Origin of the sequence: cyanobacterium endosymbiont of Epithemia clementina EcSB, from assembly GCF_029919255.1 — a bacterium.
In the GTDB taxonomy this organism is placed as follows: domain Bacteria; phylum Cyanobacteriota; class Cyanobacteriia; order Cyanobacteriales; family Microcystaceae; genus Rippkaea.
The window spans coordinates 1,514,881-1,534,737 of record NZ_CP123991.1; the positions used below are offsets into that span (position 1 = coordinate 1,514,881).

Here is a 19,857-nt window from a genome sequence, read left to right on the forward strand (position 1 = left end):
ATTAGGCATCTTTAGTGATTGACGTATTTTGTCCTGTCCACAAGACGCACTGAGAGAAACAAATGTTGCATTTCCTAGAAATTAGCTTCATCGTTGCGATTTTACTGTAATTTTAAGAAAATATCGAAAATTTAAGTCGGTCTAAAATATTAGATAAGCTAAATTATCATTAACAGATTGCATTGTCATGGCTAAGGTTCGATAGCATGGAGGTCAAGGATCTTTGAATGCCTCTACAACTAGAAGTGTGGGAAGATTATCTGTTTTGTTCCGTTATCATTAATTGTTGTTAACCACATCCTAAACATGATGGTTTTGTGAGCTCTTCGCTAAACCGGCTTTAGCGACCAATTTTGCAGTCTTAAACACCATAATACCGTATCTTAAACTTGTATGTATAAGCGTAGCCCTATGAAAAAGACAAACCACCTCCTTCAGTCAACTCATCAACCATTGTCCCCCTATTTTGGTCAAAAATGGTTGGTGGAAGAAAGAGATGCCTGTGGGGTTGGTTTTATTGCTGATGTAAAAGGAAAAGAAAGCCATAAACTTATTGAACAGGCAATTGTTGCGTTAGGCTGTATAGAACATCGGGGAGGCTGTAGCGCGGATAATGACTCAGGAGACGGTTCGGGGGTCATGACAGCTATTCCCCGTGAGGTATTAATTCCTTGGTTTACGAATCAAGGTTTAACTATGCCACCTATTGACCAATTAGGGGTCGGTATGGTCTTTCTTCCCCACGATGACATTAAAAGGGAAGCACAACGTGCTCATGTTGAGACAGTAGTATCCGCAGCCAATTTAAAGGTATTGGGGTGGCGAGAAGTTCCTGTTAAACCTGAGGTTTTAGGGGTTCAGGCTAAACGAAATCAACCCCATATCGAACAAGTCATGGTGACTTCTCCAGCCGGGTTATCCGGAGATGCATTAGACAGAATTTTATATATAGTACGGTCACGGATTGGTAAACGACTGGCAGATGACTTTTATATTTGTTCTTTTAGTTGTCGCACCATTGTCTATAAAGGAATGGTTCGTAGTACAATCTTGGGAGAATTCTATGAAGATTTGAAAAACCCTAACTATAGTAGTCGATTTGCTCTATACCATCGTCGCTTTAGTACCAATACCATGCCAAAGTGGTCTTTGGCTCAACCAATGCGTTTGTTGGGTCACAATGGAGAAATTAATACCCTCATTGGGAATATTAATTCTATGGCAGCCAGAGAAGTTCACTTAAAAATTCCAGGATGGACTTCTGAAGAACTAGAGGCATTAACTCCCATTGTCAATAATGACAACAGTGACTCCTACAACCTCGACAGTGCTTTAGAATTGTTGGTCAGGACAGGTCGTAGTCCCCTCGAAGCGGCAATGATCTTGGTGCCTGAAGCTTATCAAAATCAACCTGATTTAAAAGATTATCCCGAAATAACTAGTTTTTATCAATACTATAGTGGTTTTCAAGAACCTTGGGATGGTCCAGCTTTACTTACATTCAGTGATGGCAAAATGGTAGGAGCCTGTTTAGATCGTAACGGTTTACGGCCTGCTCGTTATTGCATTACTAAAGATGACTATTTGGTAATCGGTTCCGAAGCAGGAGTCGTTGATTTACCAGAAGAAGACATTGTAGAAAAAGGAAGATTAGGACCTGGACAAACTATTGCCGTCGACTTAGAGTCTAAGGAAATTCTTAAAAATTGGGATATTAAGCAACGTATTTCCCGACGGCATCCTTACCAGGAATGGTTGCAGACTTTTCGTCGAGAAATTACTCTCCAACCCTTCTCAAAAAATCTTCTTCTAGATAAACCTGGGCAACTTTTGCAACAACAAACCGCTTTTGGATATACGGCCGAAGATGTAGAAATGATTGTAGTTCCCATGGCAACTCAAGGAAAGGAACCTATCTTCTGTATGGGAGATGACATTCCATTAGCCGTTCTTTCAAATAAACCTCATCTACTCTACGACTACTTTAAACAACGGTTTGCCCAAGTGACTAACCCTCCCATTGATCCGTTACGGGAAAGTTTGGTGATGTCTTTGGAAATGTTATTAGGGGAACGGGGAAACTTATTAGATCCCAAGGCAGAAGATGCAAATTTGTTAAAAATTGAAAGTCCTGTACTCAATGAGACGGAATTAGAGCAGATTAAATCTTCTGAATTTAAGGTAACGCAACTATCTACCTTGTTCGATCTAACTGCTGGTCCTGGAGGACTTAAAATTAGCTTAAATAGATTGTGTGACGAAGCCATTCAAGCAGTTCAAGACGGTTCAAAAATTATTGTTTTGAGTGATCGTGTCTCGGAAACGGGCAGTGTTGCGGAAACAACCAGTTATATTCCTCCCTTATTAGCTGTAGGAACTATCCACCATCATTTAATTAAACATGGGTTACGTCTGCAAACTTCCTTAGTGACAGATACGGCACAATGTTGGAGTACCCATCATTTTGCCTGTTTAGTAGGTTATGGCGCATCAGCAGTTTGCCCTTATTTAACCCTCGAAACTATCCGTCAATGGTGGAATGATACAAAAACTCAGAAATTAATGGGCAACGGAAAAATTGAACCCATTACCCTTGACGAAGCATTTGCAAACTATCGTCATGCAGTTGAATTAGGGTTATTGAAAATTCTCTCTAAAATGGGAATTTCTTTATTGGCTTCCTACCATGGGGCGCAAACTTTTGAGGCGATCGGCCTAAGTCCTGAATTAATTAAGATGGCTTTTGACGGAACCACTAGCCGTGTTGGTGGGTTGAGTACTGTAGAATTGGCTGAGGAAATTATTGCTATTCATAGTCGCGCCTTTCCCAGTTTAACCGATAAAAAACTGAAAAACTTCGGCTTTATTAACTATCGTCCAGGGGGAGAATATCATATGAATTCCCCAAAAATGGCTAAATTTCTTCATAAAGCAGTAGCAGTTTACAAAGAAGGGTTAAATGGCGGTAATAAAGAGGGGTATGATCATTATGCTATGTATAGTAAATATCTTGAAGAACGTCCCATTACTGCCTTGCGAGATCTATTGAAATTTAACAGTGATCGCCCTTCTATTTCTGTTGAAGAAGTGGAAACAGTCGAGGCTATTGTTAAAAGGTTTTGTATTGGGGGAATGTCCTTAGGGGCTTTATCACGGGAAGCACATGAAACCATAGCGATCGCTATGAACCGTTTGGGAGGAAAATCTAATTCTGGAGAAGGAGGAGAAGATCCCATCCGCTTTACTACTCTTACAGACGTGGATGCTGATGGAAATTCCCCTACATTTCCTCACCTAAATGGACTAAAAAATGGAGATACAGCAAGTTCTGCTATTAAACAGATTGCATCAGGGCGGTTTGGAGTAACTCCCGAATATTTGATGAACGGGAAGCAATTAGAAATTAAAATGGCTCAAGGGGCAAAACCAGGGGAAGGAGGACAGTTACCAGGGAAAAAGGTCAGTTCCTATATTGCCATGTTGCGGCGGTCTAAATCTGGTGTTACCCTGATTTCTCCCCCTCCTCACCACGATATTTACTCCATTGAAGATTTGGCACAGTTGATCTTTGACTTACATCAGATTAACCCTATGGCTAAGGTTTCAGTCAAATTAGTAGCAGAAATTGGCATCGGAACCATTGCAGTAGGTGTTGCTAAAGCTAACGCCGATGTTATTCAAGTTTCGGGGCATGATGGAGGAACGGGTGCATCACCTTTAAGTTCCATTAAACATGCGGGATGTCCTTGGGAATTAGGGATTACCGAAGTTCATAGGACGTTGTTAGAAAATCAATTGCGTGATCGCGTCATCTTACGTGCCGATGGGGGCTTAAAAACTGGATGGGATGTAATGATGGCTGCATTAATGGGGGCTGAACAATACGGTTTTGGTTCTATTGCTATTATCGCTGAGGGCTGTATAATGGCCCGTATTTGCCACACAAATAACTGTCCGGTAGGGGTCGCGACTCAACAGGAAAAATTGCGTCAACGTTTTACTGGGGTTCCTGAAAATGTGACCAACTTATTCTACTTTATTGCCGAAGAAATACGGTCAATTTTAGCAACATTAGGCTATCGTTCCTTAGATGAGGTAATTGGACGTTCCGATCTTTTAATTCCTCGTAAAACACCAAAATTAACCAAAACCAAAGCGTTAAATCTAGATTGTTTAGTTAAACTTCCTGATGTAAAAGAAGATCGTAGTTGGTTAAACCATGAAGCAGTTCACAGTAATGGAGAGGTATTAGATGATCGCATTTTAGCTGATACGGAGATTGCCTCTTCGATTGATGAGCACCGTTCCGTGATAAAAAATATCAAGATTGTCAATACTGACCGCACAGTTGGAGCACGTATTTCTGGGGTAATTGCTAAGAAGTATGGAAATACGGGATTTAAAGGGGAATTAAACCTCAACTTCAAAGGGGTATCTGGTCAAAGTTTTGGGGCATTTAACCTTCCTGGCATGATTTTACACCTCGAAGGTGAAGCCAACGATTATGTTGGTAAAGGAATGCACGGAGGAAAAATTGTGATTGTTCCACACAAGGAAAGTAAATATAAGCCTGAAAACAGCGTTATTGTTGGTAATACTTGCCTTTATGGGTCAACTGGTGGTTTTTTATATGCCAATGGTCGTGCAGGTGAACGATTTGGGGTGCGCAACTCCTTCGGAAAAGCAGTTATTGAAGGTGCTGGCGATCATTGCTGTGAGTATATGACGGGAGGTGTGATCGTAGTCTTAGGAACCGTTGGCCGTAACTTAGGTGCAGGAATGACTGGAGGACTAGGTTACTTCTTAGATGAAGAAGGAAACTTCCCTGAAAAAGTGAATCTTGAAACTGTGGAAATTCAAAAAATTTGTACTGAAGCAGGAGAATTTCAGTTAAAAGGGTTAATTCAATCTCATGTTGACCATACAGGTAGCCAAAAAGGACAGATGATCCTAGATAATTGGAAGGATTATGTGAGTAAATTCTGGCAAGTGTTTCCCTCATCTGAAGCGAATAGTCCTGAGACAAACCCTAATCCAGTTACAGTCGAGGAGAACCCCTTAACTCCTGTTAAATAATTACTATCCCATAATTTATATGGCCCCTTTCCTGATATGAAAGGGGTTATTTTAAAGTCTTTTATCTATTTTTAAAAATCAATACAACATGTAAAAAAATAATATTGATCATCGAAAACGAATTTTTTTTATAAAAAAATCTTCTATATCTATAAACATCAAATCTGAGTTGGAGTCACTATGAGAAGCTGGAAAAAAAATTCATATTCTTGTGAACTTTAGTTGACGATCTCCAACAATTGCTTATGTATTATCTAACCGCTTTAAAGTAACTAGTGGTGGAACCTATTTTGTTGACTCTACTGCATCAGGGTCAATTTAGCACACATTATACTTCGTTAACACACTAATATTAATATTTATTAATGAATTCAATAGAGGATTAGCTTAGCGTAATTTGTCTCGCGTTGGTATCTATCTAGGATAGATTGGTAAAAGATAATATAATACACCAGATTTTTGCTTATTGATTTGTCGCGTGTATAGTGGACTATAAAGAATTGCAATGATTATTTTTACCTATCTCTTAAGGAAATTTTTTCTATACCATTACTGCCTCAATCAGTGGGACAAACTCTTTAGAGATTAAACAATAAACACTGGAACAAGGCTAGTCTTAAACTACATTACATAATCCACACCTTACAGAATCATATGAATACATACATGTGATCATAATGTAAAGTAGAATTTCTTTGATTTCCAATTCAATTTTTTGAAAATGATACTGTCAAAGATTATCTTCTTTTCGCTTTTATCTTGACTAGGAAATCTCTTGTTAAATTTGGAACTTATCGCCACAATATTTCGTTATATAAATTGTAATTAATTGTGATCTTATAAATAAATTATGATCATTCAATCATGTCTATAAATAATAAAAATGATTGGTGGTCAAACAAAAGCATCAATAGAAAAGAGATACTTTTATCTAATTTTCTCAATAGCTTCTTTCAGAAATTTTCATACTATCCCGCTACACAATTATTTTTATAGTAACTATCCGACCGCCAGAATGTTAAAGTCTCATCTGACTTTCAGGTTGGTGTCAAATTTAAAAGCCAAACTTTTTTCAAAATTGAGACTACTTATTCTGCTACGACTATCGGCAATTTTGTTATTAGATAATTACTTTTTGAACCCTGATCAATCCAGATATTTAATTAATGTCTTTTTTCTCTAGATATACTTCAATAACTTCTTTCATATTCTTGATGGATCTATCCAAATTTCTGTCCTGAGTGTATTAGGCTTTTAGCCTAAGAATTTCGCTAACAAAAAGATTATCTTTTAATTCTCATAGTTGCCATTTAGCTAAGTCTAAATCCTGCTTTTGCATTATACGGCTTATATTTAACCCAGTGGGATTGCTCTAGTCTTGATTGTGGGTTTGGTTTGCACGAGAAAACTCAACCTACAGTTGTTTTGAACTAAATTTGTTATTTTTAACCTGTTTATCCCTGAGATTTATTATGATCGGGCATTGGCTTTTCTGAATTCCTCCATATTAAATCATGAACATCAGCTTGAATATAATGGTGAGGACTCTAGTGTTATCAGTTTTTTAGCATATAAACTAATTCATAATGAACTAAATTGTAATGAGCACATCTTATATGATCAACAAAATCAAGAGTATGCCTAATTTAATGTTTCTAAAATTATGTTTCCAAAATTGGCGTTGTTATCTTACTTTCATTTTTTATTACAAAAATAACATGATTCTACTTTGATAAAAAGTATTATTATTTACGGATAAAATCACTTTTAATTAATTATTAACTAGTAGCAAAACTACATTTTTTTGACAAAAGTTGAAGATAATATTGCGAAATAACGCGAATATTATCTTCAACATAGAACTGTACTATTACATAGTGATAAGTTGCTCTAAGCAAATCTATATTTTTATATTTTGCTAAAAACTATTTATGATGGACAACAAGGGTAATAATATTAAAATTAACTGTACATGCTTTGAGTTTTATTCCTACATTAGATAGCCAAGAATTTTCTTACCTCTTAACTTCCTTGAGAATTTCCAAAGCCTATCACTATAATAAATGAGTACAAGTAAAATCGTGTCTTTAAATTTTAAAATATCAATTTTTTTTCTAAAAAACAACTATCTAAAACTGAAACTCTTCATTCGCTTAATACCTAGTTTAAAAAGTTTATTCGTAACATATTGTACTCTCTAAAAGTATTGATAGCTAACTACTTTTAGAGAGATGCTTTTATTTTTGTCAAAAATGTCGTGAGAATCCCCCCATTTAACCGTCCTACGAGTTAAGAATATATTCTGACGACATTCAGATACAATACTGTTAATATAAAGTTCTTCAACATTTAGATCTTAAATATTGACAGGACTTGATGTCCTTAATGACATTAGTTTTGTCATGCACTTCAATTGATAACCAGAAATTATGACTGGAAAAGTATTTGATGGCAATTCAGCCGCCTTTCTCATTCTTATCCTTCCCTTAGCGGCAGGGATCATTCTTCTGTATAAAGCTTGGTTATGGATTTTAGGAGTCGTGAGTTTAACTATTCTCTGGAAAGCTTGGAATAATTACCAATGGCAACAGTGGTGTTTTCAGATTAACCCAATTTTTAATGAGTTGCTACAAGTAAACCAGGGATGCCTCACTTCAATGGATTTGTCCTTGAAAGCTAATCTCTCTGCTAGAAGCGCAAACCGATTTCTCTCCAGGAAAGCTCAGGAATACGGGGCTTATTGCAAAGAATTACCCGATAAAGGCAGGGTTTATTACTTCATTACAGCTAGTACTCTAGGTAGTATTTTTGACGACAGTGAACCTAAACTTTCAATTGAAGACTCAGAAAATGTTGAACTAATAGCTGACAGCATTGACTCCGATATCATGCCAAAGACTCCCAAAACTAAGCAAAATGAACTTTCTGACACAGCAGTAAGAGTTTTTTCTCAACTAGCCGAACTCAAAGAAGAACGACAAAAATTAGGCCAACTCTCTACTGAGATATATGCTAATTTCGAACCGAAAACAATTGCTCAGACGCTCTCAGAAAGTTCATTAACCGAGGAGGAATCTGCTGAAACCTCTTCTGAATTATCTTTAATCCAAGTAGATTTGGCTAAGCGTTTGGACACGACTCCAAGTACTATTGGAAGACGAAAAAGCGAGCCTAGCTTTCCTGAATGGAGTAAAAGTAAAGATCCTGAAGGAGTTGCTTGGAAATATCTGCAAAAATCAAGACTGTTTGTTCCAGTGGATACTAATTGATAGGTTAACGGGTATGGGGAACAGTTAATAAGCTAAAACGCATTCATGCAAAAGGCATAAAGTGATGAAAAACTGTTCCTCATTTTCTGTTCTCTACCTCTACTAAAAACTTTTTGTTACGGACACGACTTAAAGTTAAAGTTTTGGTAAATGAGTCAGTGGATCTTGAGCAACCCAACCTACGGGAAACTTATAACGAACTTCAAAGTGTAGATGAGATTCCAGTAAGTCTGGCCGCCCTGTTTTTCCCACGTATCCTACTATATCTCCTCCTCGAACTGTCTGACCGATCTTTACCTGAAACCGATTTAAATGAGCATAACGGGTCTGTCTACCATCACCATGGTCTACTACGACTAAAAACCCGTAGGTTCCTTCCTGAGCGGCAAATATTACCCTTCCGGTATCAGCAGCCAGGACTGAAGTTCCTATCTGAGCTAATAAATCTATTCCTCCATGAAAAAAAGACTGTCTTGTAGTTGGATCGCGGTGCCATCCATAGGTTAGCCCTACCCTAGCGACGGAGGGTAAGGGATATTTACCAAGTCCTATATAGTCATTTCGCCTAGTCTTTGCTTCAATCTGCCAATTTACCCCAGGAATGTACACCACAGTGGGAGTTTTGACACAACCATTAATTTCAAAAAGTACATCAGCACGAATACCATAAGCTGTAGCTAAATCATTCCAAGTCGCTCCATTCGGAACTTTTACCCGAATTCCATTAAACGGAGGAATTAGAATCTTCTGTCCAATCCGAACTGACTTTCTTTTTAGATTCGGATTAAGTCTTACCAAAGTTTCGGGAATTAAATTATAATTTTGGGCGATACTAGATAGGCTTTCTCCTGAGACAACTTGATGACGTTGCAAACGAGATAAAACTGGAGTAGGACACAGTCGAGATGGTGATATTTTGGCTAAATTAACCATAGGAGGAATTAGAGAGACTAGGAGGGTTAACAGCAATTGACTACTCACAGATCTACAAAACTCGTAAAACACTAGGTATGCTTTTGATTGCCTCTAGGGTACGGACTTCATCTAAGGCAGTTCGAAAATTTCCTTCGCAAACATAGTGAGTAACAACCACAATTTCTGCTAGTTCCTCTTTAAATCCAATCTGTACCACAGACTCTAAACTTACTTCATAGTTCCCAAAACTCGTTCCTAGATGACCGATTACTCCTGGGACATCTCCAGTGAGAAAGCGAACATAAAAACGGGTTTCAATGGCTTCTATCGGGGTTATTTGACAATAATGTTGATGAATACAACTCAACAAAGGGTCAAGAGTTTGGGTATGATTATCGCTTTTGAGTATGGCCACAATATTTATTATATCTGAAACAACTGCGCTGGCTGTAGGACCTGCCCCTGCCCCTGGACCATAAAACATAACTTGTCCAAGAGGATCTCCTTCAACTAAAATGGCATTGTTCACTTGGTCTACATTGGCTAAGGGATGGGATTTAGGCACTAGGGTAGGATGGACTCGTAGTTGAAGAGTATCAGATTCTGTTCCTTCTAATCCTTTAGCGATTGCCAGAAGTTTAATCACAAACCCTAATTTATCTGCATAAGCAATATCGACTGCACTTACTTTGCGAATTCCCTCACAGTAGACACTCTCGCGTTTGACTCGTCCACCAAATCCTAGAGAGGCTAAAATGGCAATTTTATCAGCCGCATCCAACCCATCTACATCGGCGGTGGGATCAGCTTCAGCGTAGCCTAACTGTTGTGCTTCGATTAGGACCTCATTAAAATCAGCCCCAGCGGTAGTCATTTTGGTCAGAATATAGTTAGTAGTTCCGTTAACAATGCCGATAATACTGGTGATGCGGTTTGCCCCCAAAGACTGTTTGAGAGGTTTAATAATAGGAATTCCGCCACCAACAGATGCTTCTAGAAGAACATACACCCCTGCACAATTGGCTGCTTCGTAAATTTCGTCCCCGTGACGGGCAATAACTGCTTTATTAGCTGTCACAACGTGTTTTCCTTGGTCGATTGCTTGCAAAATTAGCGCTCGCGCTGGTTCTAGTCCCCCTAATAATTCCACCACAATGTTAATTTCAGGATCAGTAACAATGGCTTCTAAGTCTGTGGTAAGCACTCCTGGGGGAAATTTAATTGGACGGGTTTTCTCTAGAGATCGTACCCCTACCTGACTGATAACAATTTCTTCCAACAGAGGATTTCGCCCTGAGGAATCAAGCAATATCTGGGCGGTTCCTGCCCCTACTGTTCCTAAACCTAATAAACCAATCTTAAAGGCCACCACCGTACTCCTACATCGTCCTTAATCTTTGATCTAGATTAACGGTTTTTGGCAGTAGTTTCTTAGGAATTTAAAATTTTAAGGGACAAATATGACATTTTAAATTGATTAATTAATCATTAATAATTATTCAGCTGTTTATACTTGCATACAAAAGTAAAGATTAATAAACCATTTACTTCCACTGCAAATAGAAATCTAAGCCAAGCTATCAGAACTGTGCTCAAACTGTTACTCGACCAAACATGATAGTAAAATGTGTTGGGCTAATCGTCTTCATGACAATCTCAATATAGTTTCTACAACTATATTGATCCTAGAATTTCAATCAATTTTATTTCCAATTATCCCAATCATTATTAAAAATAGAAGTATCTGGAAAGCTTGTAAAATTACCATTATCATCCAATTTTTTTCGTAATTTCTTTAACTTTTCTGAGCGAAAGATTGGCTCTTTAACCATTTGATACGGTAAGGTTTGTTGATTCAAAGCAAAAGCCGCAATGGTTCCAGCGGCCGCCCCTGAAGACCATTCAAACGAATGTACCCGATAAGCTGCAGCCGCAATATGACTCACGGCAATACTCTTCCCCGTTACCAACAAATTATCAAGTTTTTGGGGAATCATCGCTCTTAAAGGAACTTGAAAGGGATAAGCTTGCCCAGCGCCCTGTCTTTCTCCTTTTCGTTCAGTGTTTTTGGGTTTTTCGGCAGGAAATTCGGTCATGCAAGGATGAAAATCAATAGCATAATGACCTATTCCTACCGAGTCAGGATAAATAGTAGACCGTTTTCGTCTTGCTACATCACTGGGAGCAATTCTTCCACTTAAAATCGCAAAACCTTCCCATCGTCGAATAGTTGCATGAAGACGACGATAGGTATCAGGAGAAAGAGTTTTTTTATAAAATTCATCTTGATAATTACGGCGAGAAATATCAATTTCTGTTATAAGAAACCCATCTTTATAAGCAGAAGATTTTCGTCCAATAATTCGCCTTGCTTCGCGAATGTAAGGATATTTAGATAGCCCATGTTTAGTTCCCATCGGAAAGTCAAAACCTGATAGAAAACGATGATTGAGATTAATTTTTTTGACTCCTTCTCCTAATTGAGAATCTGTAGTTCCCCTCATTAACCAATAAAAATATCCTAAGGCGTTTTCTTCTCCTTTCCGAAGGGACTCAGTCCTTAGTCCTCCCATCCATTTCCCAGATTTCAATTGTCCAGTCTCTTGCAATTGTTGACGAGTATAGATTAGGTTGTCTTGAGGATTCCCTGGACGATAATCATTACCCCAAGTCCAATTTTGCATGGAGATATCTCCGGGAGTAGGGACAGTAAAATTAATTCCCCCAAATTTTTTAGATTTCCCTTTTTCTCGACTCCAAATTCGTCGGTAAGTATAAACTAAATCGAAGTCAGCTAATCGTTCTAATTCATAACTATAATAAGGGGCATATTGTGGATAAAAAATCGGCATTTTATGTGTTTGAGATTCCTTCATGGTTTCTATAGCAAAAGTGTAAGTAAACCCTTGAGTACAGTAAGGATTACCTGTAACGCTTGATGAAGAGGGTTCAAGATAGGAACGAGGGTCAATCCCTAAACGGTGAGGAATATCCGTTAAACCGATGATTTCTCCTGTTTCTGTGGCTTCTATAACATACCAGTCTGCGGGTTCTTGTTTGTTATTTTTCTTGGGAGTAAAATGAATAATAGTTTTATTAAAGCGAGGAGAATTTTCGTAACTGTAAGCGTCTTCAATGGTTTGTGAGAGAGGATAAGTATTAAGAGGAGGTTGGCCATCAGCCGATTGATGTTGAATAGCGATCACACTTAAAATTTGTTCTCCTGTTCCTCCTCGAGGGTTTTTGCCAATATTTATGTCTTTAATAACTGTTGAAGGAAACCATTTTAGGGTTCCATTGTGTTTATTAGCTGCATCTTCCAACATCTTCATTAAAATGAGATCACCATCTCTTGGTAAAAAACAGGATTCACTTACCCAACAGTCTCCAGGATTGAGCTTGCCATAATGCTGTTTGATACGTTTTCTCAATTCTAGATAACCACGGGGGTAAATTAGTTGTGAGCGCTGGGTTTGTCGTTCGTCCAAAGCTGAAGTTCCTTGGGCCGAAATTTGTCCTCCCACCCAGTCGGTAATTTCGGTAAGACAGACAGTTTTCCCGGCAAGTAGACCTTCATAAGTTGCAGCTACTCCCGCAAGTCCTCCACCAATAATCAGCATTTCACATTCAACGGTTTTATCGGGAGTACGAGGAAGCGCAGCCAGGGTACAAGGAATAATAACTTGTCCTAGAATTAGGCTAAGAGGCAATGTAGCTAAATAACGGGGGATTGCGTGCATTATTTGTACATCCTTTATAAGGGATAGGTAAGTGAAAATAATAAGTGAGACTAATTTGTCAGGAGAGAATTTCTATAGAATTAGGGATGAGTATACATTAATTCCTGTTACCTATTGACATTAAAATTCTTTTTTTAGCTTGATATTTAAAGATAACTAATCAGCAACTACTTGTTTTTTCTTTGAAAGTCTATCGAATCTAAATTATGGATTAAATCTCAAGTAGAGTTGCTTATTTAAGTATTTTAAGTCCGAAAATATTCTATAAGTCTTTGACGAAGCCAAGCAACAGAATGCTTTCAGTTTTTATCGTCAATTTAAATCTTGTAAACTCTTAAATAATCTTTGTTGTGCATAGTAGGCAAATTGGGAGGTAAATTGACTAAGGTTTGTGAACTTTTATATTTTCTGATTTTCATTAATGTTAATTCCTCAAAATTGCCTAGCCATAATTTCTTTTTGGAAAGATAAATTGAAACTACCAACAGCCAAAAAATCTGTTTAGTGATAGAAATAAAAATTTTTCTAGCAAAAAATACGGTAAATTTTTTTGATTTAAGACACATAACTAAAAAATTTCTAAATTTTTTCCATAATCAATAAAAATAATTTTGGGAAGAGGAGAATCTAAAAACTTCTTTTCCCAAAATGTTGATTCTGATAAAGTTTCTGTTACAGAAACTTTATCAGAATCAACATCAATAGATGTCTCTATTTTTTATTAACAAGTTTTTTAATTACAATTTTTTATCAGTTTGTTAGTTAACTCTGTTTTACTAGTCATTAACTAGTAATCTTTGAAGGAATGAACAACAGTAGCTCTTATATAAATTTCTTGGGCACATCCTACGTTATCTTCAAATTCGATTAAAGACCTTATCTCAAGTTTACTTTTCTCTAATAGAATTTTAACTACTAATTAAATTTCTTGTCAATTTTTTTAAACTAAAACTAATTTTAACATTCAACCCTCTAAATTACCTTGGCTATCAAACTGACTCAAAAGTTAGCAGCATAGTAAATTTGATTACTGGTAATCAAGTTACATTTTTTCCTCCTAAACTAGATAGAAGAGTCGTTACAGTTTGATAGGAACATAGTTTTAGAACTGACCAAGAAAGAGACATTTAACTTGTTATTAAGTTATTCTCAGCAGAGAATCGGTCTTGGTGTACGTCTAGGAGACCACCACGAGATACACATTCTCAAATATTTTCTTGATGTTTTATTTCAGCAGAAGTTCCTAGGCTAAGTAAAAGCACTTAGGTAGAGTAGCATCTGTGAGGGGTGAATCAGTTAATCTGAAATAATAAAACTAAGATAATATTCGTTAACTAGAGTTGTCACTAGTTGAGAAAATAATTGATGATTAATCCATAGCTGTTCAGTCTCTGCAGAGGAAGCAGTTACCATCCATATTGTCTCTGCGTACTCTTCAGAAGAAATGAGTCCGGTGTTTCGAGCAATATTAAGTTCAAGATATTCATTAGCTGTTTCTGGTTGAATTTGGTAGATTATTGCTTGTAACTGAACATGCGCTTTTAAACTCTTCATAATCGGTTTTAAGATGAATGTTATCGGTTTTAACCGATAAGCTTGGGCTGTGAACGGATTACCTTTTATGTTCTCTAAAATCCTAGCAGTTAACCTCACCTCATAGCATGAACCAATAAGTGGATTCTAAGGAAAGTCTAATAAGGAATCACTCTATTGGAAGGACTACCCATGGATTTTAGAGCAATAGTGGATCTTAGAGCAATAATTTCTCTAATTCCTTTGAGGGCTTACGGAGTATGTCACAAAAGATGACTGATTTATCTAAGTATGTTTTTTGAACTCTATCATCCTAGTACACCACTAAAAAATGAGTTTAAAAAAATTAAGGTGACAGAATTTTTAGTGCACACCAAAAGTAAATTAATAAGTGGAAATTGCTGACAAATGATATCAACTAATAGTGATATAACTAATGTTCAAGATTTAACTGGAAGTTTTAAGAACTCATGGAAAGTTTGTGCAAGAATCAATAAGTGGCTAAATATTGTTTATATTTTGCTCTACAAGTCTATAATTCTGAATCTTTAGGATAAAAATCTATTTGAGTTTTGCATACAGCTGGCAAGACCTCAGTTAAAATCCGCCAAGAAAATTTGATGGATGAAACAGACAACATTCTTTCTTGTAAAGGGAGTAGTCTGAATTTAGTGACTCTTAAAAAAGGAGTATTTTCTCAAGTCTACTTCACCCATTTTGTTAAATTAGCCAAATTTTCAGTTTTTTTAAACTTCTAGATGATGAATGAACTGAAAAACCAAGTAATTTACGCAACTGCGCAATCTCCATGGTTAGAAACCATTCTCTAGAAATAGGTCTATGATACTCACGCCGATGCGGTAGTTTCGCTCACTAATACCTCCACAGGTTGGGGACGAATCTAAGAAATTTACGATAATCGTGTGTTTTTTATTTCTTACATTATGTTTGGGTTTGATTTAGGTTGTCTGTATGCAGGAAAACTTACTGCTAAAGTTTAAAAACAAACTGTTGGCATGGTATTGATGAATCATGGCATTTTTTCTTTTGGAGAAAGTGCCCAAAAGTCCTACCAACGAATGATTGAATTAGTCAGTTAAGCAAAGAACTATTTGAAATAAAATAAGGGAAATTTCTTAAACTTCTGTTATTAGACATCCAAAACTACTCTGTTATTCTCCAGCCAAATTTTAATGTTTTAAGTCTGCCAAGTAGCAGAGTTTTCTGTGATTGCATCCTTGCATTTATCCAACGTGGAGATGTTGAAGAACTATCTCAACAAGGACTGGCAACTCTTGATCCTGTTGTCATTCAGATAAAGGCAAACGCTTTATTCCAACGAGATGTGGGAGGATATATTAGGGGATTGCCAACAATATTCTGAGATCTATGTTATCCCAGCGGAGGCTCTTAAAACTATTTAAGAGCCTACTCCACTTAGACTGCGAATCGGGAATGTGTAACGATTTATAATACTAAGATAGCAGCCATCTTAGCCCATATTTACTATCATACAATTGAGACTATTTAACAGGTGATAGTTTTGAGAGGATATCAACGTTTAAGTTTCCAAGATATCTTTATATATAGAGTATTGGTAACTAGAAACAGGTTAAATTAGCTAAGGGTGGTAAGCTTTTAATGTTCACAGGCAAAGTCACCTTAGTTACAGAGCTGGATCAGGAATTGATAAAGCTCGTATCCGGTTGGCCTTAACAATAGGATAACTGTTGTGGAATTTGATATTTTGCAGATTTGTATGAACGTCCTAATTTTTTGTAATACATTTAAATAGCCATTCAAACTGCTTTGGAAAAGGCTATTGATAAGTTTAGTGGTTTATATATGTTAATTCTCAAAGCGGGAATTTTTTCCCTAGGCTCTGCAATTAAGAATTTTTCTACAGACATTTAGTATAAGGTTATAGGGATTAATTTGGATGTTAATTTAGTTTTTATGCGTGAGTGTTACTATCTTTTAAGGTTGGCTCCTAAAATAGAAAGGTATCAAATTGTTATCTTTAGCTCAAAAAATGTTCCTTTACTAGAGCTAGATACAACAGCACATTCTGTATCTAAAACAACGTCAGATCATTTAATTTATGTAAAAGTTTTAGAATAAAATAAATAATACTTGCCCTAATTTAACTTAAAATAATTTAATTATTGGCATATATATTAGAAGTTTTTTTATAAAAAAAGTATAACAATATAATCGTTTAGCAGTAGAAATACTACAATTAATTAGATCTCAAAGCTAAAGCAATTAGTCTATATATAGCTAAAATATTTACATCCATATAAACGATTAATCGTTTAAGAAAAAGATGGCGATATTAATCTTGATTTACTGGGAATAAACAAGATTTTAAAAGCCATAGATACTGTAGAGGCTTTATTAAACAATTATTTGCCAGGATTTGGTAAATAATTTCAGTTTTTAAGTTACTAAAAAATAGGTTTCCTAGCTATAGAATTGAGAATGATTGCAGGCATTGATAAGCATCTTTTAAGTTTTTATTTTTTTTGAGTTAATGATTATTAATTTGTAAATGAGTTATCTTTACTAATTTTTTAATGATGACGAATCACCATTTTTCCATGACTGGCAAGCTTGAATTCTACTCCACGCCATACTACTGTTCTTTGAGTAAATGATAACACCCAGAATACTAAACCTAGTAGATCGCGAAATGGCAATAGATAGAGACTTTTTATTCCCTCCATATCTTCCATTTTCCAGGAAGTTATTGCTGCGGTTATTAGGCGAATAGTTATAGATCCTATGAAACTATATAGTCCAATTATATCTCCTCTAATCAAAGCAAGTAGTAAGGCAAAGGGAATACTTCTAATAAGGATAGTCGCAATGAAAGGAAGAGGTTGTGCTAAATAAGTATTTTGATCCCAATATACTTGGTGATTCCACCAATCACGCGAGTTTTTTAGATCTACAACTACATCAATAATATAGGGTAATAAAACCATCTTTTCACCAGAAGTCCATACTCTTCGTCCTATTTCATAATCTTCAACTAGGTAATCTGCTAAACTTTCTAAGCCGCCTATTTTTTTTAACGTAGATTGTCTAATAGCAATAGAAGGACCCAAACAAGCATTAGAAGCTCCTGTTACTTCAGCAAAAATAACACTAGGTATAAAGTCAGCATTGATAGTCAGAAGTTCCATTTTTTCAAACCAGTGATTACCTCTGATTACTTTAAATAAAGTACAGACACATCCTACTTCAGGATTATCTAAAGGAGCCACAATCTTTTTAAGATAATTTGGTTGTAAATTAGTATCACTATCACTGATGATAATAATGTCGTGACGAGCTTCTTTTATGGCTCCCAAAAGGTTATTAACTTTTCCATTAGCTCCTGCTTCAAGAGTACTCACTACTAAAGAAATTAGATCCGAACCAAATTCTTCTTGGATTTCTTTTAAAATAGGTAAAGCAGGATCTTCGGGATCTTGAACTGAATAGATAATCTGATAGTTCGGGTAATCTTGAGTGGCAATAGTACGTAAATTACGTTTTAAATTTTTTTCTAGTCCTCGAACTGGCTTAAGAACGGTTAGGGGTGGGGTGAAATTATAGATAATATTTGGCTCAGAGTTCTTCAAAAAATGTTGAATTGTTAAAACTGTTAGGATTGAGAATATAGCTCCCCCTAGAATGGGAATTAAGCAGAGAAATTGTAAAATATTAGTTAAACTGAACACTTGTTTATCCTCTTCTCACACGGTATGTCGAATGACATTAAGTTGCCCTAAATTTAGGGAGATCATAACTAAAAATTGAATAACTGTAAACTTCATCTAGGCTACTATCTAGCGATGCCTCACCTGAAATTCGATAACTGAGGATAAAAATAACAGAAATTAGCCGATAATTTTCTTAGTTTTATAAGAAAAAACTGAACTTTTTGCTTCTCTTATATTAAGATAATAAAGTGATCTGTGTTAGTATGAATCGTTGTCGCAGGAAATTTTTTGGGCAGTCTTAACAGGACTTCTCATCGGCAATAATTTTTCCTTTTTTCTTAAAAGTTCTTCTCTGATGAGATAAGAGTTTCCTCCAGATCAACGGTTTTTTGACTGAATTTTTGTTATCCCTATCCTTAACAGGGATTTAAATACTACGGGAATTCTCTAACACAAAAAGTGAACTAAAAACTAGCATATAAGAGTGAGCGCATCTTATCCCTTACAATCCCTCAAAGCAGGAAACTGGTTTAAGCTAATTTGTGGGGCGAGTTTCCAAGACTTGCCAGCCATTCGTACTCTTGTTTTGGCTTATGCCTTGGCCGGGGCTGACTGTGTTGACGTGGCTGCTGATCCTGCCGTGATTACCGCTGCCAAAGAAGCGTTAATCATAGCTAAAAAGTTAGAAAATAATCAAAAAAATCAGGGATTTTCTCAAAAAGGAACACCATGGTTAATGGTAAGTTTAAATGATGGAGAAGATCCTCACTTTCGGAAAGCTTACTTTGATTCTCAACATTGTCCCTCAGACTGTTTTCGTCCGTGTGAGACAGTCTGTCCTCCTCGAGCTATTATTGAAACTAAACAAGGGAGTTTTGGGGTTTTAGAAAGCCGTTGCTATGGGTGTGGTCGTTGTATCCCTGTCTGTCCTTATCAATTAGTTAAAACCCGCTCCTATTTGGTTTCTCCAAAAGAAATAGTTCCTTTTATTCAAAGAATGGGTGTTGATGCCATGGAAATTCATACTCAAGTGGGACGAGAAAACCAGTTTAAACAATTATGGCAGGTGATAGCTCCTTGGATTAGTTATCTTAAATTGCTCGCTATTAGCTGTCCTGACGGGCGTGGGTTAATTGACTATCTCCATTATCTCTACGATGTGATCTCCCCTTTACCTATTCCCTTAATTTGGCAAACTGATGGTCGCCCTATGAGTGGGGATATTGGAAAGGGAACCACACACGCAGCGATTAAGTTGGCTCAAAAAGTTCTCAAGGCTCAAATACCTGGATTTGTTCAACTGGCAGGAGGAACCAATCATCATACTGTTTCTAAATTAAGAGAAATAGGACTTTTGACCCCTTCGATGTCGTCTACTTTAGTTGTGTCTGGCGTTGCCTATGGTAGTTATGCTCGCTCGCTACTATCCCCCATAGTAAGACACTTAGAAACCCAATCAATAAACTCAAACTTCCAATTAACTTTAGAAAATCAGCCTTATCTACTCTCAAAAGCCATAAAAACTGCCAATTCTTTAGTATTTCCTTTAAAAAAAAATAATTATTGAATAATTTTTTTATTTTTGACCTATTGACGACGCTTTTTAAATTATGT

9 protein-coding genes are annotated in these 19,857 nt (G+C 36.5%); 4 read left to right on the plus strand and 5 right to left on the minus strand.

The annotated features are described in order from the left end of the window. Window positions 1-411 precede the first annotated feature (411 nt). Window positions 412-5,076, plus strand: coding sequence for a glutamate synthase large subunit (gene gltB, locus P3F56_RS04940; protein ID WP_281153648.1), 4,665 nt, complete (start codon window positions 412-414; stop codon window positions 5,074-5,076). A 2,429-nt stretch (window positions 5,077-7,505) separates the two neighbouring features. Beyond that, on the plus strand, window positions 7,506-8,345 hold the full coding sequence (locus tag P3F56_RS04945) for a hypothetical protein (protein ID WP_281153649.1): 840 nt from the start codon (window positions 7,506-7,508) through the stop codon (window positions 8,343-8,345). A gap of 135 nt (window positions 8,346-8,480) precedes the next feature. On the opposite strand, the gene P3F56_RS04950 is transcribed toward P3F56_RS04945, so the two are convergent. From P3F56_RS04950 to P3F56_RS04965, 4 genes are all read right to left on the minus strand, one after another. Further along, the gene (locus tag P3F56_RS04950; RefSeq protein ID WP_281153650.1) at window positions 8,481-9,326 is read right to left on the minus strand and encodes a LysM peptidoglycan-binding domain-containing M23 family metallopeptidase; all 846 of its coding nucleotides are present in this window, start codon (window positions 9,324-9,326) and stop codon (window positions 8,481-8,483) included. A 4-nt stretch (window positions 9,327-9,330) separates the two neighbouring features. Continuing rightward, window positions 9,331-10,629 (minus strand): homoserine dehydrogenase, encoded by a 1,299-nt coding sequence (locus P3F56_RS04955; RefSeq protein ID WP_281153651.1) that lies wholly within the window; start codon window positions 10,627-10,629, stop codon window positions 9,331-9,333. A gap of 334 nt (window positions 10,630-10,963) precedes the next feature. After that, the gene (locus P3F56_RS04960; RefSeq protein WP_405054768.1) at window positions 10,964-13,000 is read right to left on the minus strand and encodes an FAD-dependent oxidoreductase; all 2,037 of its coding nucleotides are present in this window, start codon (window positions 12,998-13,000) and stop codon (window positions 10,964-10,966) included. A gap of 1,296 nt (window positions 13,001-14,296) precedes the next feature. Continuing rightward, a complete protein-coding gene (locus P3F56_RS04965; protein ID WP_281153652.1) occupies window positions 14,297-14,554 on the minus strand; it encodes a hypothetical protein in 258 nt (85 codons plus the stop codon). A 995-nt stretch (window positions 14,555-15,549) separates the two neighbouring features. On the opposite strand from P3F56_RS04965, the gene P3F56_RS10460 reads away from it, so the two are divergent. After that, window positions 15,550-15,633: a hypothetical protein gene (locus tag P3F56_RS10460; RefSeq protein ID WP_405054780.1), complete on the plus strand. Its 84-nt coding sequence runs from the start codon at window positions 15,550-15,552 to the stop codon at window positions 15,631-15,633. A gap of 1,473 nt (window positions 15,634-17,106) precedes the next feature. Here P3F56_RS10460 and hpnI read toward each other — a convergent pair. Continuing rightward, the gene (gene hpnI, locus P3F56_RS04970; protein ID WP_281153653.1) at window positions 17,107-18,261 is read right to left on the minus strand and encodes a bacteriohopanetetrol glucosamine biosynthesis glycosyltransferase HpnI; all 1,155 of its coding nucleotides are present in this window, start codon (window positions 18,259-18,261) and stop codon (window positions 17,107-17,109) included. Window positions 18,262-18,727: 466 nt separating this feature from the next. On the opposite strand from hpnI, the gene ldpA reads away from it, so the two are divergent. Continuing rightward, the gene (gene ldpA, locus P3F56_RS04975; protein ID WP_281153654.1) at window positions 18,728-19,810 is read left to right on the plus strand and encodes a circadian clock protein LdpA; all 1,083 of its coding nucleotides are present in this window, start codon (window positions 18,728-18,730) and stop codon (window positions 19,808-19,810) included. The last annotated feature ends 47 nt before the right edge of the window (window positions 19,811-19,857 follow it).